Origin of the sequence: Polaribacter vadi (assembly GCF_001761365.1) — a bacterium.
Classification (GTDB): Bacteria; Bacteroidota; Bacteroidia; order Flavobacteriales; family Flavobacteriaceae; genus Polaribacter; species Polaribacter vadi.
Window position 1 is genome coordinate 1546014 of sequence record NZ_CP017477.1, and the last position, 22193, is coordinate 1568206.

Consider the following 22193-nt stretch of genomic DNA (forward strand, 5'->3'; position numbering starts at 1 on the left):
GAAGTTTGTATTCAGTTTTATCATATCAATTTAATTTGATAGTTTTATTTAAAAAGATTATAATAATGTAGTTGATTGCTGTTAAATATTATCAAATCCTAAAATAATGAACCACCAAATGATTGGCAAAGCTTCTACCCAAAATGAACTATAATATTTAGATTGATTGATTTCGGCTCTCATCAATAATAATATCAACATAAAAAAGAACCCCATAAAAGGCATCACTAAAAAGTTTGTTTCTGATGATAAATGCTCTAAAACTAAAGCGATTACTAATAATATTAAGCCTAATTTTTTAGTTTTTTCTAAGCCTATTTGCTTAGGAATTGTTTGCAGAGAAATCGCATCGAATTTTACATCTCTAATTTCAAATGGTAAAATTAAAACGATTACAATCAAAAAACGTTGTATGATTAACAAAACAGCCTTTAAGGTAATTTGTTGACCTGCATCTACCAAAGGAATTAAAACTGTAAAGCCTGCCCAAACTAATGCAACTACAATAATTTTTAAGTAACTAACTTCTCTTAATGTTTTTTCGAATCCACTTAAAAAAGGAACTGCATATAAAAAAGTTAATACAGTAAATGGAATGGTAACATAGACCGTATTTATGGAGATTTGAAAAGCGAAATAACACATGGCTATAAAACAAAAAAGCGAAAAAATTTGAATTATTTTTAAGCTATCTGTTAAACTTTTATGATGCAGTTTTGCAACTCCTGCATATTTTACAAAGTTGTAACCTGTGATTGTTCCAAAAAAAATGAAAAAATTTAGATGGATGTTACTTGGTAAATTAAAATAAGTTTCTGTAATTTTTAAAAAAGCAAAAACAGCGAATGCAACATGAATACTTGCGTTGATATAAAAATTAAAAACCAGTTTTAAAAACTTCATAGAACAAAAATAACTTTTTGTTTATAATTAATCTATATAGTTAATAATTAAATCTACAACACCCCTTTTTAGGCAATTTTTAAGACAAAGAATGTCTATTTTTGCAAAATTAAATTTCGGTAGATTCCATAAGGATTTTTAAAACCGAAATCGATTGAATTATAATTATTTAAAACTTTATTTAATGAATACAAATTCGTTTCAGTTAAGACATATTGGCCCAAATAAAAAGGAGCAAGAAAAAATGTTACAGACTATTAAAGCAGATAGTTTGGAGCAATTAATTAATGAAACTGTTCCAGATAATATCCGTTTAAAAACCGATTTAGATTTGGCTCCTGCAATGAGTGAATATGAATATTTGCAACATATTAATGAATTAGCTAATAAAAATAAAGTTTTTAAAAGTTATATTGGTTTAGGCTATCATGAGGCAATTGTGCCAAGTGTAATTCAACGTAATATTTTAGAAAATCCAGGTTGGTATACAGCGTATACTCCTTACCAAGCAGAAATTGCCCAAGGACGTTTAGAGGCATTGTTAAATTTCCAAACGATGATTTGCGATTTAACAGGAATGGAATTAGCAAATGCATCTTTACTAGATGAAAGTACTGCTGCTGCTGAAGCTATGGCTTTATTGTTTGACGTTAGAGAGCGTGCAAAGAAAAAAGCTGGTGCCAATAAGTTTTTTGTTTCTGATGAAATTTTACCACAAACTTTATCAATTTTACAAACACGTTCTACACCAATTGGTATTGAATTAGTCATTGGAAGTCATGAAGATTTTGATTTTGGAGATGATTATTTTGGTGCTGTTTTACAATATCCAGGTAAATTAGGGCAAATTTTTGATTATGAAAGCTTTGTAGCAAAAGCAACCGAAAATGATATTAAAGTAGCAGTTGCTGCAGATATTTTATCACTTGTAAAATTAAAAGCACCAGGAGAATTTGGAGCTTCTGTGGTAGTTGGTACTTCACAACGTTTTGGAATTCCTTTAGGTTATGGAGGTCCTCATGCAGCATTTTTTGCCACTAAAGACGAATACAAAAGAAGTATTCCTGGACGAATTATTGGGGTTACTAAAGACATGAATGGAAAGCGTGCTTTAAGAATGGCATTGCAAACCAGAGAACAACATATTAAACGTGAAAGAGCAACCAGTAACATTTGTACTGCACAAGTTTTATTAGCTGTTATGGCTGGAATGTATGCTGTTTTTCACGGAAAAAAAGGAATTCAGTTTATTGCAGATTCTGTACATAACAAAACAAAATTAGTAGCAAATTATTTAGAGAAAGCTGGTTTTAAGCAACTAAACTCTTCTTATTTTGATACACTTTTAGTAGAAATTGATGCATTGAGATTAAAACCTGTTGCAGAATCTTTTAAAGTAAACTTTAATTATGTTTCTGATAGTTTGGTTTCAATTTCTATTAACGAAGCTACTACAGAGAAAGATTTAATGCAGTTGTTTACGATTTTTGGACAATTAAAACCTCGTCCAAATCCTTTAAACGATGATTTTAGTGGAAGTTTTTCTCAAATTTTAACGGAAAAACCTTTCCATTCAAATTTTGAAGTAATTGCTGATAATGTTGCAAGAAATACACCATTTTTAGAAAACGAAATCTTTAACACGTATCAATCTGAAACAGCGATGATGCGTTATATAAAGAAATTAGAGCGTAAAGATTTGGCGTTAAATCATTCTATGATTTCTTTAGGTTCTTGTACTATGAAATTAAATGCAGCTTCAGAAATGTTGCCTTTAAGCAATCCTCAATGGGGAAATATTCATCCTTTTGTGCCCTTAAATCAAGCACAAGGTTACCAAGAAGTTTTACAAAAATTAGAACATCAATTAAATATTATTACAGGTTTTGCTGGTACCTCTTTGCAACCAAATTCTGGTGCACAAGGAGAGTTTGCTGGTTTAATGACTATTAGAGCTTATCACCAATCAAGAAACGAATCACATAGAAATATTTGTTTAATTCCTGCTTCTGCTCATGGTACAAATCCTGCTTCTGCTGTAATGGCTGGTATGAAAGTAATTGTGACCAAAACTGCCGAAAATGGAAATATTGATGTTGAGGATATGCGTGAAAAAGCAGCATTACATGCAGATAATTTAGCTGCATTAATGGTTACTTATCCATCAACTCATGGAGTTTTTGAAAGTGAGATTCAAGAAATTACAAAAATAATTCATAAGCATGGAGGCCAAGTGTATATGGATGGAGCCAACATGAATGCACAAGTTGGATTGACAAATCCTGCAACAATTGGTGCAGACGTTTGTCATTTAAACTTACACAAAACATTTGCAATTCCTCATGGAGGAGGAGGTCCTGGAGTGGGTCCAATTTGTGTTGCTCCACAATTGGTGCCTTTTTTACCTACAAATCCTATTGTAAAAATTGGAGGAAAACAAGCAATTACAGCTATTTCTGGAGCTCCTTGGGGTTCTGCTTTAGTGTGTTTAATTTCTTATGGATATATTACAATGTTAGGTTTTAGAGGTTTAACAAATGCTACTAAAATGGCAATTTTAAACGCAAACTATATCAAAGAACGTTTAAATGGACATTATGAAACCTTATATACTGGAGAAAAAGGACGTGCAGCGCATGAAATGATTATTGATTGTAGAGAATTTAAAAACAACGGAATTGAAGTTGTAGATATCGCAAAACGATTGATGGATTATGGTTTTCATGCACCAACTGTTTCGTTTCCTGTAAATGGAACTATGATGATTGAGCCAACAGAATCTGAATCTATTGCTGAATTAGATCGTTTTTGTGATGCGATGATTGCCATTCGTGAAGAAATTAAAAATGCTTCTTCAGAGAATGAAAATAATCCGTTAAAAAATTCTCCTCATACTCAAGAAATGCTAACTGCTGATGAATGGATTTATCCATACACTAGAAAACAAGCAGCTTTTCCTCTAGAGTATATTGCTGATAATAAATTTTGGCCAACTGTGAGAAGAGTAGATGATGCTTTTGGTGATAGAAACTTAATTTGTTCTTGTAACCCAATTGAAGATTACATGTAGTAGGCAATTCCTACAAATAAGTATTTTTATCAACTGTGTGTTTTATAGTTGATAAATTTACAACATTAAAACCGTTTCATTTTGCTGATGTAAATTCAGTTATTTGAAACGGTTTTTTTGTTGATGAAATTTTCTAACTTTATAGTTCTAAAAAGGATAATAATTGTGGCAGTTTGTTGAAGTCTATTCGATACTAATTTAAATAAATTATCTTTACAGATTTCAATAATATAAAAAGTACTATATACGTGAAATTTACGGGATATGCGTATTAAAAGTTACTTTATAACGAGTTGGCTACAACTAAAAAAATGCTCTGAATAATGATTACAAACAATCAAAACTTATATGAATTATTAGATTCAGGACAATTTGAAAAAGTAAGAACAATACTTAATGAAAACTTAGTTGAAAACTGTAATGAAAATAATACAGATGAAATACTCTATCAGTTACGATTATATGGAATTTTAATTGATTTAGGTAGAGAGAGCTTCAATAGAAACGACTTAAAAAAGGGAATTGAATTTTATGAAAAAAATGAGTTATTATTTGAAAAAGTAATTACTAAAGAAAGCTATTATTATAACCTAGCAAATGCAAAAGAAGGTTTAGCAAAAATATTTTATTCAGAAAATAAAGGTGTTCATTCTATATATACAAGTTTTACTGAATTTCAAGAACCTATAAACCTATATTGGATGGCTTTTAAAAAAGCTACTCCTAAAGACTCTCTTTTTCATCAAATAATAATTAATTTATCTAGTGCTTTAATGTATACTAATCGAATTATTGAAGCTATTCAATTACTTGATACAGTTTTAAAAGTCCAACCTAATTATAATCAAGCTTTAATATCTAGGGCAAACTATCTAGATTATTTATCAACGGTTACTAACTGCCCAATTAGTATTGCCTTATACACTCAAATATATTTATCATACTATAAAGGAATACAAAGTAATAGCATTCCATATGAAGTTTATCAAAAAAGCTTATATGAAATGAACCAGAAAAAGAAAATTATTGAAAATCAAGGTTTCTCTGTAGAAAATTTAGGTAAAGAATTAGAAAAAACTAAATCTGAATACAATGAACTTTCTGAATTTAGGCAATTTTGCATAGACAATTTTTTAACTTTAAACGAACATGCTGTCTACTGCCCTTGTATAGCATCTAAAACAGATGATATACAAATTGGCGTTCAAAATGTATTATTCAAAAATAGTTTATTACCAAAACTTGAGTTATTACTTAACAGAATTAAGTCTGAATTCGCATTTGCAAGATGGAATTATTATAAATCTAATACCGAAAGAGCTTTTGATTATGATGTTGAGTTTTCTGAACTATTGGAAGGAGAAATTATTAATTCAAAAAGTGAAACATTAAGAACAAGTTACCGAATTTGCTATGGCATATTAGATAAAATCGCTTTAGGAATCTGTAAAATTTATGGAGTAGATGGAGGAAATATATTTTTTGAAAGATTCTGGAATGAAAAAAAAAGAAAGCCAGTACTTGAAAAACAGAAGAATATCCACTTAAATGCTCTTTATAGTATTGCTTGTGACTTAAATACTAAAACTGGAGAATTAAGGCATTTCAAAAACTGGAGAAATAAGCTAGAACATAATTTATTAATTCTAAAAGACACAAGTAATGAAAGTCCTGATTTATTAAATATTTATGATGATCCTGATTTTGTTGCTGTAATAGATATTAATGAGTTTAAGGAAAAAACTATTCAGCTTTTACAATTAACTAGAGCTGCTATTTTTAGTTATGTTTATTGTATTAGATTGGAAACTATTACAAATGAGACATCTCATAATAAAAATACGATACCTACAATTTCATTAAAATGAATACGCAGTAACTAACATCCGAATATAAAAAATAGATTTAGAAATATTATTACAACTAATTTCAAAATACATTTATTCGTTTCAAAGAAAACAGTTCCTTAAAAAACTTTATAAAAAGTAGTTGTAATCAAACCTTTATTATCTTCTAAGTCAAAAACTAGTAACTCTTTTTTCTCTTTTACCTCAAAATTAAAAGGTGGTTTTAAAATATCCAATCCACTTTGTTTTTTTAGTCTGATGCCTTGTCCTGAGATAATATCTTTATTAGGTGTAAAAATCCCTTTTGGTATATGTTCTGTGAGAATTATATAGTTGAAATCAGCTAATTTATCTAAAACCTTTTGAACTTCTGCATTTGAAAGATGTTGCAAAACTTGTCTTATGATTACACAATCTGCTTTTGGTAAATCGTCTTTTGCAATATCTAAACATTTGAATTCTAAATGATCGGCTTTAAATTTTTCTTGATTATAAATGATAAGATTCTCGACAATATCAACAGCAATATATTTTTTTGTGAATTCTACAAATTGATTTCCGATATTAAAATCGCCACAGCCTAAATCTAAAACAGTGATTGGCTTTTCAAAAGAAGTTAAAAACTGTTTAACAACCTCAACATACGGATTTACAATTGCTGGATTGTGAGAACCAAAACCAGAATAAAATTCGGTATTGTTATCTCCCCAAAGATTTTGATCGTAAATCTGTTCCATCGCCTTTTTTGTTGGCCAAGGTTTTTTGATTTTTTTTGGGTTTTCCATTTGAGTATAATTCAGAATGTGAGATTTAAAAATGTTCTCGATTCAATTTCGATGAAAAAAATCGAAATCACTTGAACTTACATTATAGATAACTGTGTGTGGAATTCTTTCAGAATGACAAAAACATATGAAAAATTAAATATCTTAAATTTACTTTCCTAGTATATTCTTAACAATCATTTTTGCGTGAATTCGAGAATTTTCAATAAACCATTTATGCGTTTCCATTCCACCACAAATTACACCTGCTAAATAAATTCCTTTAATATTTGTTTGCATTGTTTCATCATTGTAAACTGGTATTTTTTGTTCATCTTGAGATAATTTAATACCCATACTTTGCAAAAAACTAAAATTAGGTTTGTAACCTGTTAATGCTAAAACAAAATCGTTTTGAAGAGTTTCAATGCCTTTTGGAGTTTCAATTTTAATTTCTGTGTCTTTAATTTCTACAACTTCACTGTTATAAAAAGCGTTGATACTGCCCTCTTCAATTCTATTGATAATATCTGGACGAACCCAATATTTTACACGCTGACCAACTTCTTCTCCGCGAATAATTAATGTAACCTCTGCTCCTTTTCTATAACATTCTAAAGCTGCATCAATAGCTGAATTACTAGCACCAATGATCGCAACTTTTTGACCTGCATAAAAATGAGGATCATTATAATAATGAGAAACTTTTTCTAAATCTTCGCCTTTAATGTTTAGCGTTTTCGGAATATCATAAAAACCAGTAGCAACCACCACATTTTTAGCCTTATAAGTATTCTTGTTTGTTTTTATGTCGAAAATATTTTCATTTTTAATAACAGAATTCACTTTCTCAAACAAATTAATATTCAATTTGTTGGATGTGGTTATCCTTCTATAATACTCTAAAGCTTCACTCCTATTTGGTTTTGCTTCTTTACTAATAAATGGAATTTCATCAATCTCTAACTTTTCTGACGAAGAGAAAAACTGCATATTTGTTGGGTAATTATAGAGCGAATTTACAATAGGCCCTTTTTCAAGAATTAAATAACTCAGTCCTTTTTTCTTTGCTTCTAAACCACAGGCAATTCCTATGGGTCCACCTCCAACAATTAAAATGTCTAATTCTTCCATACATTTAATATTTGTAAATTTCATGATAACTTACAATCTTATCATCTTTCTTTCTTCTAAAAATATGTTTTGGTTTTAAATCTCCAATAGATTCAATGCCCATTGCTGCAACCATCTCTTTTACAGAAGCTATGGTTTTATCATGGTAATTTTTAACACGAACATTTTTCTTTTCAACAACCAGCGCTTTTACCAACTCCTCATCTTGGGTAGCAACACCAACAGGACACGTATCTAAATTACATTCTCTTGCTTGTATACAACCTAAACTCAACATAAAACTACGAGCCATACCAATAGCATCTGCTCCTAAAGCAATTAATTTTACAATATCGAAAGCGTCAATTGCTTTTCCTGAAGCAATAATTTTAATCTCGTTTTTTAAGTTATATTGAATCAATAATTTATTGATAAAAACCAATCCTTCTGTTAAAGGTGTTCCTATATAATTTGTAAATTCCATAGGCGCAGCTCCAGTTCCTCCTTCTCCACCATCAACAGAAATAAAATCTGGATAATTATTGGCAACTGAAAACGCTTTGATCATTTCTTCAATTTCCTCATTATTACCAACACAAAGTTTAATTCCTACAGGTTTTCCTCCAGATAAATCTCTCACTTTCTGAATAAAAACAATCATTTCATCATAATTAGAAAAAGCCGAATGTCCAGGAGGCGAATCTACTTGTGTACCCACTACTACTCCTCTAATATTTGCAATTTCTTGTGTGTTTTTCAATGCTGGCAAAATTCCTCCATGACCAGGTTTTGCACCTTGAGAAAACTTAATTTCAATCATTTTAATATCTGAATGACTCGCATTTTTCTTGAAAATTTCATCATCAAAAACTCGGATTCCATTCACAGATTTCCCTGCTCCAAAATACCCTGTACCCACTTGAAAAATAACATCTCCTCCTTGTAAATGATATGGAGAAACACCACCCTCACCAGTATTGTGTGCAAAATTTCCCATTTTTGCTCCTTGATTTAATGCCATTACTGCATTTTTACTTAAAGAACCAAAAGACATTGCAGAAATATTAATAAGAGAACCATTGTATTTTTGAGTGCATTTGCTAGAACCAAAAAGTACGCGATCTCCTTTTATAAGATGATGATTTGTTGGAAACATAGAGTGTTTTACAAACTCATATCCTTTTTTATACACATTGTGTTGTGTACCAAAAGGAACTGTATCTTTCTCTAACTTTGCACGTTGATAAACAATACTTCTTTTTTCTCTGTTGATAGGTGTTCCACTTAAATTATCTTCAATAAAATATTGTTGAATTTTTTCGCGTTCCTCCTCAAAAAGCCAACGTAATCTTGCAATTAAAGGAAAACTTCTTAGTAAAGAATGTTTGGTTTGAAAACTATCACGTAAAACAACAATTGTTAAAACACCAATGATAGATAAAAGTGCAATATTGCCAGTTTGTGGATAGAAATACACTAAAATACCTGCTAAAATTGTGGCAGTAATAAAGATCGAAAGTATAGTATTTCTCATTATTTTGAGCTTTTTTTTTAAAAGAAGCACAAAAATAATCTATTATTATTAGATAATGAAAATTGTTACTCGATAGTTGCCTTAAAGGATTATAATGAAAAGTCTGACTTTTATACTGATTACTTTCAGCAAAAAGTAACATCCAAAATAATAGTTGTAAAGTAACTTAGTAGTTCAGTTTAAAAACGATACACAATTGCATTTATATTCATACCTGCTCCAACAGAAGCTAGCATAACAACATCGCCTTTAGCTACTTTTTGATCTTTAATTTTACCTTTCAAAACCAAATCTAACAACGTTGGTACAGTTGCTACAGAACTATTACCCAATTTGTGAATACTCATTGGCATAACGCCTTCTGGAACAGGTTTTTTATACAATCTATAAAAACGTTTAACGATAGCTTCATCCATCTTTTCATTGGCTTGATGAATGAATATTTTTTTAATATCATCTATTTCAAAACCACTTTTATCCAACGCCATTTTCATGGCATTTGGCACATTTGTAATCGCAAATTCGTAAATTTTACGACCAAACATTTTTATATAACGTATACTTTTGTCTTCATTTTTATTAAAAGAACTCCCATAATGTAAAAAATAAGCTTCCTCTTTTGCAAAGGTTTGGGTTGCGTGACTTATAATTCCTGAATCCTGCTCATCCGTTTTTTCTACGATACAAGCTCCTGCTCCATCACTATAAATCATGGAATCTCTATCGTGTTTGTCTATAACTCTCGATAACGTTTCTGCACCAATTATCAAACATTTTTTGGCAATGCCTGCTTTTATAAAAGCTTGCGCCTGAATAATACCTTCAATAAAACCTGGGCAACCAAATAAAATATCATAGGCTACACAATTTGGGTTTTCAATACCTAATCTAAATTTTACTCTAGTTGCTAAACTTGGTATCATATCTCCTTGGATTGTACCATGTTTTATATCGCCAAAATTATGTGCAAAAATAATATAATCGATACTTTCTTTGTTGATGTTTGCGTCTTCGATGGCTTTTTCTGAAGCAAAAAAAGCTAAATCTGAGGTTGTATATTCAGCCCTTGCATAACGCCTTTCTTCAATACCAGTAATAGCTTTAAATTTCTCTACAATTTCACTATTTTTTGAGGGAATTGCAGAACCATCTGCATTTAAAAATGCTGTGTTCAAAAAATCTTTATTTTCCTTCTTTAAAGAAGGTATAAAAGTTCCTGTTCCAGTTATTTTTGATGAAATCATTTTTTTATTTTAATTATAGAATTCTATAAAAGTACTACTATTAGCCTTAGTAGTATTTGAACCCGAAGCTTAAAACCGAAATTCAGTAACATAAAAATTACTTTTTATCTTGAAATAAATTCATTTTTAATTGCATAACTGTAGCAATAGATTGGGCTCTAGCCTTCATTTTTTCTGAATTTTCACCTGTAAAAGAAGCATCAATTGTCTTAAAAAAATACGATACCCAACTAGTAAAATGTTCTTTTTTGAAATGGATAAAAGCATTTTTTTGAAGATGCTTTTGCATTACATTTTGTTGATAATCATTGGTATCAAACAAAATATCATTCCAAAAATCAGTGATAATTTCCAAATGATGTTCTAACTGGTTTTCTTGGACAATTTCTTCGAAAAAAGGCATCATTGTTTTATCAGCCAATAAAAAATCATAAAATTTTGTCATTATTTGTTTAATGTCTTTTCTTGAAGATATATCTGGTTTCATCATTTTCTATAAATTAAAATTGATTTTTGGATTGTAAAGATTCACTTTTATAAGTTTTATGGATACTATTTGTGATAAAATTAAAAGTGAAATAAAATTAATTTTATTTTTAAACTCTTAAAATTTTCTTAAAGAAATATATTGATTCTCAAAATAGTTTATTAAAGATTAAATTAGACCTCTAAAACTTCACTAAAATGACTAAAAAAACTTTATTATCATTTGTAATTCTTTGTAATACGCTCATTGCAATTGCACAAGAAACTTTAATCAGGACACCTGCTATTAGTCCTGATGCCACAAAAATGGCTTTTGGGTTTGATGGCGATATCTGGGTTTTAGATTTGGCTACAAATCAACCTAAAAGATTAACAATTCATCAAGCTTATGAAAGTAATCCTATTTGGAATCGTAAAAGCAATCAACTTGTTTTTAATTCAAATAGAAGAGGATATACCAATATTTTTAAAACCAATTTAAAAGGCGGAGTTCCAACGCAACTAACCTATTACCCAACAACTGACAGTCCAAGTTTTTGGGGTGAAAATGGCGATATTATTTTTTCAAGTAATCGAATTTTTAAAGGTACAGAAAGAGAAACATCAATATATAAAATAAACGAAAATGGCGAAACTCCAAATCGTTTTATGACAGCTTTAGGAAGCCAAGCAACACTATCTCCAAATGGAAATTTTGTGGCTTTTGTTAAAGGAACTTGTAGAATATCTAGAGAAGACTATAATGGTCCTGCTCAAAGAGATGTTTGGATTTACAACCTAAATACGAAAGAATATCATCAGATTACAACTAGTAAAAAAAACGATCACACACCACTTTGGGACGAAAATAACAACTTATATTATATAGGTGCAGAAAGTGGACGATATAATATTTATAAAACATCAATTACAGAAAAAGGAACAAAAAATGGCACTGAAACTGCTTTAACTAATTTAAAGGTTGATGGTGTTTTGTCTTTTTCTGTAAGTAATAATGGTACTATAATTTACAATAGTGGTATTGAAGTTTTTAAATTACAAAATGGTGCTAGTCAAAAAATGAGCTTAAACTTAGCAACCGATAACCGATTTGAGTTAGAGAAAACTGAAACAGTTTCTGGAGATATTAGTACTTTAAATGTTTCGCCAAATGGAAAGTTAATTGCCTTAAGTATTAATGGCGAAATTTTTGTAAAAGAAAATGACAAAGACAAAACAAAAACCAACAATGTAAGTAATCATCCTTTTAGAGATGATGATCCTTTTTGGATTGATGACAATACTCTTGGTTTTTTATCAGATAGAAATGGACAAAATGAATTTTATAAAGTTGTATCTGCTGATGAAAAAGTAAATTTAAGCAGAACTTTAAAAACTAAAACTACACAATTAACGAAAAGTGAAATTGATGTTTTTGAACCTTTATTATCACCTAATAGACAGAAAATTTCTTATAGAATTGGTAGAGGAAAATTGGTTATTGCAGACATTAAAGATGGTACATTCTCAAAACCAAAAACCTACTCAGATACTTGGGCATCTGCAGATGGCGTTTCTTGGAGTCCTGATAGTAAATACATAGCTTACTCTCAACAAGATTTAGATTTTGATAGCGAAATTTACATTCAATCAGTAGAAAATTCATCAACAAAAATGAATGTTTCTATGCACCCAAGATCAGATAGATCGCCAGTTTGGAGTCCAGATGGAAAAAAACTTTCTTTCGTTTCTAACAGAGCTGGAGATAGAGGTGGTATCAATTATGATACTTGGATGGTTTGGCTACAAAAAGCAGATTGGGAAAAAACAAATGCAGATTTTAAAGAAGGTGCTTATTATCAAACAGAAGAAGTAGCATCAAAAGATAAAAAAGAGCAAAAAGAAGTAGTTGTAAAAATTGATGAAGACAGAATTTTTGATAGATTAACACAAATAACAAGTTGGGCTGGCAATGAATATGGAGCAATGTTTAGTGCAGATAGCAAAAGTATATACATTTCTGCTACAAACCCAGCAACTGATAAAAACGGCTTATATAAAGTTGATATTACTGGAGGAGCTCCAAAAGAAGTAAAAGATGTTAGCTATGTTGGTAGTGCAAGTTTGCACAAAGATGTATTATATTATGCATCTAGAGGAAAACTTAAATCTTTAAATTTAAAATCTGACAAAGTTGCTTCTTTTACACATTCAGCAACTTACACAACAAATTTTAGCAAATTAAATCAGCAAGTTTTTGAAGAAGGTGTAAGAGCTATCACTGCTGGTTTTTACGATCCAAAATTTCATGGTTATGACTGGGATAAAATTGTAAAACGTTACAGACCTTGGGTTTTAGCTGCCAACACAAAACAAGATTACACATTTATGTTTAACAATATGTTAGGGCAATTAAATGCAAGTCATATGGGATATAGAGGTAGTTCTCCAGAAAAAACCTCTAGTGATAATATTGGGTTATTAGGGTTGGATGTTACCAATGTTAAAAATGGTGTAAAAATTAATTACGTACTTCCGAATTCAGCTGCAACAAAAACAAATGTTTCTTTAAAGGTTGATGATGTAATTGAGTCTGTAAATGAAAAAAATATTGATAAAAACACCAATTTTTATAGTTTACTAAAAAACACTAATGGGAATGAAATTTTACTAACCTTAACTGATCAAAGAGAAATTGTTGTAAGAACAGCATCAACAAGAACTATTGGAAATTTACGTTACGAAGAGTGGATCAATTCTCGTAAAAAATTAGTGGATGAATTCTCTAATGGACAATTAGGCTACATTCATATTCAAGGTATGAATTTACCAAGTTTTGAGCGTTTTGAAAGAGAATTAAAAGCTTCTGGTTATGGTAAAAAAGGGATTGTAATTGATGTAAGAAATAATGGTGGTGGTTGGACTACAGATCGTTTAATGGCTGTTTTAACAGTACAACAACATGCATATACAGTTCCTAGAGGTGCTACTGATAATCTACAAAAAGACAACAAAAATTTTACAGGTAATTATCCTTTTAATGAACGTGCTCTTTTATCTGTAAACACAAAACCTTTGGTAGCTTTGTCAAACCAAAGCAGTTATTCTAATGCCGAAATTTTTGCACATGCTTTTAAAAGTTTTAAACTAGGAAAATTAGTTGGGCAACCAACCTTTGGTGCTGTAATTTCTACAGGTTCTCAAAGATTACAAGATGGTTCTATTAGAATGCCTTACAGAGCTTGGTATGTAAAAGAATCGGGCATGAATATGGAACATGGACCAGCAGTTCCAGATTATTTAGTAGAAAATAAACCAGGTTGGAAAGAAAGAGGAGAAGATGATCAACTTAAAAAAGCGGTAGAAGTTTTACTGCAAGATTTAAAATAAGTATGTGAAATATACTTTTACAAAAAAGTTGCTTATCATATATTAAATATGATAAGCAACTTTTTTATGTCTTAGAAAATGGTTTACCTACAAATAACTACTATCAAAAGAAAAAGACAATAAGGAATCTAAAAAATTGGTTTTAATAATTTAGAAATATTTTTTAACTATTTTCTTTTTGTTATTGGATCTTTGCGAGTATTAAATACTGAATAAATATAAATTTCTTCGTAAGTCTGTTCATAGATAATTACATAAGGAAATCTTTTTAATGGCAATTCTCTAAAAATTGGCTTTCTTTTATTTGAAAATACGCTTCGTTCTGTTGAAGCGTTTTAAAGTAGCCCTCTAAATAATTATAAAACTCAAAACCTAATCCTTCTCTTGCTGATTCATACCATTCAATAGCTTTATCTATCTCTATTTGAGCTTCAGGATCAATAATTAAAATAGGTCTAGAAACCATATTTTTGTTTCAAATCCTGCTTTACCTCATCCCAACTTTTTCCTTTGGTTTCTCCTTTTATTTTTTTTTGATAACGTTCTTCTACAATTTTGTAGTGTTCTTCTGAAACTAAAGAATCAACACTTTCATTGCCTGTTATAGCATCAAAAACACCCTCTAACACAACTAATTTAGAATCGTCTGTAATGAATTCTTCAAATTGATTGATAATTTTATTTCTTAATGCTATAGATTCCATAATAGTTAGTTTGAGTACTACACAAATATAATAAATAGTATTTTGATTTCTAAATCACTAAAAAGCACCAAAGTCACATCTAAGTTTTATCTAAACGTTTTTTGATATTTAAATAATCCGCTTAAGAACCTTGTATAAAACCTCTTTGGGTTCATGGTAATAGTCTTACAAATAACTACTATCAAAAGAAAAAGGCAACAAAGCATCTAAAGACTCAGTTTTTATGATTTCGCCAACTTCGCCCATAAAAATAACTGGAAAATGTTGTTTCTGTTTAATTTCATATTCTGATAAAGATTGCCTACAAGCACCACAAGGCCCTACAGGTTTATCTACTTTAGAAATTGATGAACTCGCAGAAATAGCCAATTTTAAGATTTTTACATTTGGGAAATCTGAACCAGCTTTCCAAATGGCAACTCTTTCTGCACACATTCCTGAAGGATATGCAGCGTTTTCTTGATTATTTCCTGTAACAATTTCGTTATTTTCTAATAATAAAGCTGCACCCACATTAAATTTAGAATAGGGAGCATAGGCTTTTTTTCTTGCTTCAATGGCTTTATCCATTAACATTTTATCTTCTGTAGATAATTCTGAAAGATTATTAAAAACGGTTACTGATGTTGCTATTTGAATTTTTCTCATAGATTAAAGTCGTCAAAAAAAGCAGCCTTTATGGACTGCTTTATATAGGGTTATAAATTTACTAAAAAAATATCACTTTTAGTAATTATCGTAAATTTCACCTAAATCAAAAGATAAAGAAAAACGAAGTGAGTTTTCTAATGGGTTATTTACATCAGAAGAATTTATTAAATACGATAAATCTATATTTAAAGCATTGGTTCTAAAGCCTGCACCTAATGTAAAATATTGTCTACTTCCTTTATCTACACTTTCATGAAAGTACCCACCTCTTAAAGCAAAGGCTTGGTTGTATAAATATTCTGCACCTAAAGCATAGGTAATTTCACTTAATTCTTCACTAAAACCTCCTGGAGCATCTCCAAAAGATCCGAAAATTCCTTGAATCCAACCTTTTGCTTCATCAGATTGATCTGGCTGTGGAGTTGGTACTAATAATTTGGTAAATTCAACGTTGGTAGAAATAATATTATAATCATCTAAAATAAAATCGAAACCACCACCAAATTTTAAATTAGTTGGTATAAAATCTTCTTCTCCTGGCGTATAAGAAACTTTAGGACCAATGTTGGCAATGTTGAAACCGATTCTATAACGTCCATTAAAATTACCATAATTTTCTTCAAACGATTGGTAATATCCAGAAACATCCACAGCAAAAGAGTTGATGGGTTGCAATGTATTCCCTGAAGTTCCATTAAATGCTAAGTTAGAACGCAAGTATTTTAAAGAAACTCCCATCGAAAAAGTTTCACTTAATTTTAAAGCATAAGAACCTGTTGCTACAAATTCATTTGGATTTATAGTTCCATTTGGATTTCCTTGATTGTCTGTTAAATCTATTTGTCCTAAAGAAAAATACTTGAAATCTGCTCCCCAAGCTGCATTTTCGCTAAATCTGTTAATGTAAGCAGCACTTCCTACAAAAATATCATCAGTTAAATTACGTAACCAAGGAGAATAGGTAATTCCCGTTTTTATTTGGCGATCACTAAAAGCAATTTTGGCTGGGTTATGGAATAAGGACCAAGCATCTGTAGAGGTTGCAACTCCCATATCTCCCATTCCTCCAGCTCTTGCATCTGGTACAATTAACATAAATGGTGCTGCAGTTGTAATGGCATTATTCTGCGCATTTATTTTTAAACTAACTAAAGCACAAAGTGCGATACAAAATCCAATTTTTTTCATTCTTTGATTATTCTTGTTAATGTTACAAATATCTACTTTTTATTGAAGTATTACTAATTTTTCGTATTTCTCTGAAACTAAATTGTTCACAGTCGATTTTACCTTTAGTTTATAGACGTAAACTCCCTTTCCTATTTTATTACCAAAATCATCTAAACCATTCCAAGTTATATTTCTTGATAAATTACCTGTTGTTTGCACATTTTTGTTAATGGTTTTGACCAACTTTCCAGAAACTGTAAAAATCTGAACTTGCACCTCCAAAGGTTCGTTTGGTTTGTTATGATTGAACCAAAACTCTGTGTAATTTACAAAAGGATTTGGGTAGTTTAAAACATTTTCTAAATTTAGAATTGCATCACTTACAACCACAAAATTTAACGTAGTTTCTGAAGAGTTATTGTAAGTGTCCCAAGCTTTTAATTGTAATGTATGTGGGCCAACCTCTAAATCTCTTAAGGTATAGGTTACTTTTCCGTTTGTAAAATCGTCTAAATCGGTTTGGTAAAAGTCGTTTAATATTATGGGATTGGCTGTATCTCCATCTAAAATACCAACAATATCATGATCTACAGCTGTAATAGAAGTGTTGATGCCACTCATATCTGATAGCGATGCAATTAAATTGGGTGACGTATTTGTATTGCCTCCATCAATAAAAGATTCATCATTCATAAACAATTGAATTTCTGGACCCACAGTATCTTCTGGAGCGTTTTCATTAATTCCGCCTACAATTACTTCAAAATTAGAACCTGCTTTATCTATTTCGCCATTTTCTGCATAAAAACTTAATTTCCCTTTTCCAAAAGCTATCTTTACATCTTTTGGAACGATAAAATCGAAACTAAATGCACCATTGGTAACTGTAGATTTTCCTCTAAACAATTTACTTTCTTGCGCATCAAAAGTATTTACAACCCCAAAACCATCATTATCTAACGTGTTTTTATCTATTGATTTATCGAAAATTGTGGTCGATAAAGTACCATTAAAATCCGTTAATATAGTGTTTGAATCGTCTGTAATAACCCCTTCAAACTTAATTTTTGATAAGGCTTTAATCGTATCTAAAGATTGTGTCACAGAAACATCATTCATTTTTGTAATTCGCACATTGGGTTTTGGAACCGCCAATTTCATTGCTGGATCTCCAAAAGAATAAATAAAGAATTTTTGCGAACTCGAAAAGCCATTTTTTGTTTTCATCAAGGCTTCTGCAATGGTATAATCTTCGTTATTAAAAGCTAATAAAATTCTTATCAATTCTTCATTAAAACGTTGTCCAGTAGAAATAAAAACTTCTCTTGTGGTAGTAATCATGCTTGCAGCACCACCAGTTTTACTCTTAAAAAACAATTCTCCAGCAGTAATTCTATTTGGATTATCGAATCTAGAAAAATCGCAAGTAATGGTTATAAAAAGGGGTAAGGTATTTTTATTATTTAAAGCTTGAATTTGTGGCACATCTAAAATTCTTTCGGCTGCAAACCCATCTTCTCCTCCATGACCAAAATAATCGAAAACCAAAGTTCCTTTTTCGATTGCATTTGTAATAGCACGATTTACATCTGGATAACGTTCTCCTCCAGAAGAATTTTGCTGTACAAAAGCATCCGCATAAATTTTATTGATGTTAAAAATAGGTTTCATTTCTGTAATTTCATCAGCAATAATTTCTACACCAGATTGTAAATTTCTGTCACTACTAATATCATCAATATCATCTGCTAACAACGTAACTGTGTTTCGCCAATCGCCAATGGCTTCTTTATCATAATAAGATAAAATTTTATCGACAACAATCGTTGCTTCAGGAATTGTGGACACAGGAATTCTGCTAGAAATTACATCAATTGTATGCGAAGTAGACATGGTGCCTTCATTATCATCTAACATTACAAAAAAATCATCTGTAACCCAAGAACTTGCCAAATTAAAACTAATTTCCGATAATTTTACAGGAACTATATTGTTATTCCCTTGAATCCTGTCTTTGTAATCGTAAGAACCATCTCCAAAAAAACACACATATTGTAGTTTTGTTTCTGTGGATGAATTTGTATTGTATACATGTTTTATAAAATCTCTAATTCCTGTAATATCCTTAGAACCCGAAGAAAATTCATTATAAATCTCGTCTAACAACACAACTTTTGTTGTTAAGTTCGAATTTGTTTCATGATAAGTTGCCAATCTTTGTGCTTGTCCAGAAAGCTCATTGTTGGTAATAATCATATAATTCACATCTTTTACAGCATGTAAATTCTGATTTTTTATATTCGCATTTTCAACTCTTTCTGGAATGTAAAAATCGTTCTCATGTAGAATACTATATTCTTTAAATTGTGCTCCAGCATCTTTAAATGTAAAATTATTGGCGGTACTTTGGTTTGTAATTGCTTGCGGATTTATATAATCTGTAACATCCCAAACTTGAAAAGCGGTTTGTCCGTTTTCTATTTGATACTCTACAACTCCACTTGCATTTGCTTGTTCGAAACTTCTAAATCCAAACTGAAAATCGCTAAACCTTAATTGCTTTTTCCCAACAACCTCAATATAATCTAAAAATGCATTTGCAGACGGATTTCCACTATTGCTATAGGTAATAGAAATTTTAATATTTTCTGATGAATTTAAAGCATTTGCACTTCTTTCTAACGCTTGTGCTTTTGTTAAAGAAGCAGCTGACAGCCCATTATAATTAATACTATAAAGATCTTGATTGTTTAATTTTACAGCCATAGAAGCAGCTGTAGAAGAATTAAAAACACTTCTAACAGTTACATTTATATTCTGATTTGGAACTGCATTTGGAAAAGGAATGCTGAATTCTTGAGTATTTTCGATGTTAAAATCCTCGTAAAAAAACCATTGTGTGCCTACTGCTAAAATGCTTTTTTCATCTTTTTCGTAAAAAGTATAATCATCAAAAACAGTTATTTGACTTGTTGCATTTGCTGTTATTGGTGCTTTTTGAGAAATTCTTTTTCCATCAACTTCATTTACAGTTATAAAATAATAGGCTTTGTCAGAAAAAATATTTTGTCTGTGTGTAGCTGTAGCATTGTTCGTATTAACTTCCCAGTCATGAGGACCTTTTGCATAAAAGAGAATAAAATCATTGCTATCAAAAGAACCATCATTTTCTCCTGATATAAAAATTGCATTTTCCTGCAAATCATCATACCTAAAATCGCTATTTAAATCAGGTAGCATTTGTCCACCATTTCCGTAAATATGAATTTTCTTCGGATTTACCCCATTTGTAGAAACGCCAATTTGTTGCAGTAAATTTCTATCAATTTTAAAAACACCAGTGGTATCCACAGAAAACTGAAACCAATTGCCAGAAGAAAGCACAGAATTACTTACTTGCGCAAACGTAATTTGCATAAAAAAGCCACATAAAAAAAGGAAAACGTATTTTCTCATAGATGTATTCAAATAACGCAAATAATTTTTAGATATTTTAATGGAAACAAAGATAAATTATACTAAACTAAAAAAGCTTTCGTTTTAAATAATATGCACAAAAATTGATGCGTTAAAACTTTATATTTTACTTGTAAGAAAGTATATTTATCGTAAATTGCATCACTATAATAAAAAACCTATCAATTTTAAATTAGGAAATGAAAAACATATTTAAAATAAGTTTATTAGCCTTAACAGCTTTGTTATTCGCTAATTGTAATAGATCTAATTCTAACAAATCTACATTAACTGGTTTAAATTTTAATGATCCAAAAAATGGTAATTTCATTAGAAATAATTCTTTTGATGGCCAAAAAACACCTCCAGGAATGATTGGTGTTGAAGGAGGTTCTTTTACAATGGGGCAAGTGCAAGATGATGTTATGTTCGATTGGAATACAACTCCTAAAAAAATTCACGTGCGTTCTTTTTATATGGATGAAGCTGAAGTTTCTAACTCAGAATATCTTTTATATGCAGAATATACAAAGGATCTTTACAATCCATCAGAAGAAAATTATAGATACATTTATAATTCGGTTTTGCCAGATACTTTGGTTTGGAGAAAAAGTTTAGGAAACACAGATATTTTATCTGAAAACTATTTTCGTCATCCAGCTTATGGAGATTATCCTGTTGTAGGCGTTAGTTGGTTACAAGCGAATGAATACTGTAAATGGAGAACCAATGTTGTGAACTTAAAAACGTTAATCGACAAAGGACATATTAAAAATATCTTTGAAATTGATTCTGTTAAAATTCCTTTTGATACAGAAGCGTTTTTAGCCAATAGTGATAAAGTTTTTAAAGGAGATTCTACTATATATAAAAGAGGTGTTGGTAGAGCTGTAAGAAAAAGAGGAGAACCAAGACCTGGTAGAGATGAGTTTCAAGGAGCTAGAAAAATTTCTAGATCAGATGGTATTTTAGTGCAAAGTTTTAGATTACCAACAGAAGCTGAGTGGGAATTTGCTGCCAAAGCAAATATCGAAAATAGAGAATACAACAACATTAGAGGTAGAAAAAAATATGCTTGGGATGGTAAATATTCTAGAGACAAAAGCAAAAGAAATAGAGGAGATCAGTTAGCAAACTTTAAACAAGGACCAGGACAATATAGTGGTTTATCTGGTTGGAGTTCTGATGGAGCTGATATTCCAAATAAAATAAAATCATATCCTCCAAATGCATTTGGTTTGTACGATATGTCTGGAAACGTTGCTGAATGGGTGGCAGATGTTTATAGACCTATTATTGATAGTGAAGCAAATGACTTTAATTATTTTAGAGGAAATATTTTCACTAAAAAAATGATTGATGAAGAAGGAAATGTTGTAATTGCTGCCAATGACCAAGCTGCAGAAGTAGATTATGATACGTTGCCAAATGGAAATATTGTTGCAAAACAATTACCAGGAACTATCAAATACATTCCTATTACGAAAGATGATACTACTTTAAGAAGAAACTTTATGGTTGCTGATAATACTGATATTGGTGATGGAGATGCAAACTCTTCTAGATTTTTTGAGGATGATGAAGATAAAGTTGTACCAAGCATGTATAATTCACCAAAAGCACCTACTAAAGAAATCGATCCTGAAACAGGAGAAGAAATTTTAGTAAATGATGCAGCAAAAAGAACAACGCTTATCAGTAATAATACTCGCGTTTATAAAGGAGGTTCTTGGTCTGATAGAGAATATTGGTTAGATCCTGCTCAAAGAAGATATTTACCAGAATATATGGCTACCAATTATATTGGTTTTAGATGTGTATCTGATAAATTAGGACCAATGGGAACAGGAAAAAAATCTGCTAGAAATCCAAGCAGATAATT

The 22193-nt window shown here is 30.4% G+C and carries 15 protein-coding genes; 4 read left to right on the top strand and 11 right to left on the bottom strand.

Annotation, left to right across the window (positions count from 1 at the left end):
* Positions 1–81: 81 nt before the first annotated feature.
* Positions 82–903, bottom strand: a complete 822-nt coding sequence (locus LPB03_RS06920) for a UbiA prenyltransferase family protein (RefSeq protein ID WP_065318613.1) — start codon at positions 901–903, stop codon at positions 82–84.
* Positions 904–1087: 184 nt separating this feature from the next.
* Between LPB03_RS06920 and gcvP the strand changes: the two genes are divergently transcribed.
* Positions 1088–3973 (top strand): aminomethyl-transferring glycine dehydrogenase, encoded by a 2886-nt coding sequence (gcvP, locus tag LPB03_RS06925; RefSeq protein WP_065318612.1) that lies wholly within the window; start codon positions 1088–1090, stop codon positions 3971–3973.
* A 323-nt stretch (positions 3974–4296) separates the two neighbouring features.
* Positions 4297–5841, top strand: coding sequence for an LA2681 family HEPN domain-containing protein (locus LPB03_RS06930; protein WP_065318611.1), 1545 nt, complete (start codon positions 4297–4299; stop codon positions 5839–5841).
* Positions 5842–5939: 98 nt separating this feature from the next.
* Here LPB03_RS06930 and LPB03_RS06935 read toward each other — a convergent pair whose 3' ends face one another.
* The 5 genes from LPB03_RS06935 to LPB03_RS06955 form a co-directional block, all read right to left on the bottom strand.
* Positions 5940–6605, bottom strand: coding sequence for a class I SAM-dependent methyltransferase (locus LPB03_RS06935; RefSeq protein WP_065318610.1), 666 nt, complete (start codon positions 6603–6605; stop codon positions 5940–5942).
* 150 nt (positions 6606–6755) lie between these two features.
* On the bottom strand, positions 6756–7718 hold the full coding sequence (locus LPB03_RS06940; RefSeq protein WP_065318779.1) for a YpdA family putative bacillithiol disulfide reductase: 963 nt from the start codon (positions 7716–7718) through the stop codon (positions 6756–6758).
* Between the two features lie 4 nt (positions 7719–7722).
* Positions 7723–9231, bottom strand: a complete 1509-nt coding sequence (locus tag LPB03_RS06945) for an FMN-binding glutamate synthase family protein (RefSeq protein WP_065318609.1) — start codon at positions 9229–9231, stop codon at positions 7723–7725.
* A 179-nt stretch (positions 9232–9410) separates the two neighbouring features.
* On the bottom strand, positions 9411–10475 hold the full coding sequence (locus LPB03_RS06950; protein ID WP_065318608.1) for a 3-oxoacyl-ACP synthase III family protein: 1065 nt from the start codon (positions 10473–10475) through the stop codon (positions 9411–9413).
* Between the two features lie 97 nt (positions 10476–10572).
* The gene (locus LPB03_RS06955; RefSeq protein ID WP_139058940.1) at positions 10573–10965 is read right to left on the bottom strand and encodes a group III truncated hemoglobin; all 393 of its coding nucleotides are present in this window, start codon (positions 10963–10965) and stop codon (positions 10573–10575) included.
* A 194-nt stretch (positions 10966–11159) separates the two neighbouring features.
* On the opposite strand from LPB03_RS06955, the gene LPB03_RS06960 reads away from it, so the two are divergent.
* Entirely contained in the window at positions 11160–14330 is a 3171-nt protein-coding gene (locus LPB03_RS06960) for a S41 family peptidase (protein WP_065318606.1), read from the top strand.
* A 268-nt stretch (positions 14331–14598) separates the two neighbouring features.
* On the opposite strand, the gene LPB03_RS06965 is transcribed toward LPB03_RS06960, so the two are convergent.
* The 5 genes from LPB03_RS06965 to porU form a co-directional block, all read right to left on the bottom strand.
* Positions 14599–14796, bottom strand: a complete 198-nt coding sequence (locus tag LPB03_RS06965) for a hypothetical protein (protein WP_065318605.1) — start codon at positions 14794–14796, stop codon at positions 14599–14601.
* The gene (locus tag LPB03_RS06970; protein ID WP_065318604.1) at positions 14786–15034 is read right to left on the bottom strand and encodes a hypothetical protein; all 249 of its coding nucleotides are present in this window, start codon (positions 15032–15034) and stop codon (positions 14786–14788) included. The genes LPB03_RS06965 and LPB03_RS06970 overlap by 11 nt, the downstream gene beginning before the upstream one ends.
* 165 nt (positions 15035–15199) lie before the next feature.
* Complete coding sequence (cdd, locus tag LPB03_RS06975; RefSeq protein WP_065318603.1) at positions 15200–15682, bottom strand: cytidine deaminase; 483 nt, start codon at positions 15680–15682, stop codon at positions 15200–15202.
* Positions 15683–15760: 78 nt separating this feature from the next.
* A complete protein-coding gene (gene porV / locus LPB03_RS06980) occupies positions 15761–16873 on the bottom strand; it encodes a type IX secretion system outer membrane channel protein PorV (RefSeq protein ID WP_065318602.1) in 1113 nt (370 codons plus the stop codon).
* Between the two features lie 39 nt (positions 16874–16912).
* Positions 16913–20311 carry a type IX secretion system sortase PorU gene (porU, locus tag LPB03_RS06985; RefSeq protein WP_065318601.1) on the bottom strand — a complete coding sequence of 1133 codons (3399 nt, stop codon included), beginning with the start codon at positions 20309–20311 and terminating at the stop codon, positions 16913–16915.
* A 200-nt stretch (positions 20312–20511) separates the two neighbouring features.
* On the opposite strand from porU, the gene gldJ reads away from it, so the two are divergent.
* Entirely contained in the window at positions 20512–22191 is a 1680-nt protein-coding gene (gldJ, locus tag LPB03_RS06990) for a gliding motility lipoprotein GldJ (RefSeq protein ID WP_065318600.1), read from the top strand.
* Positions 22192–22193 lie beyond the last annotated feature (2 nt).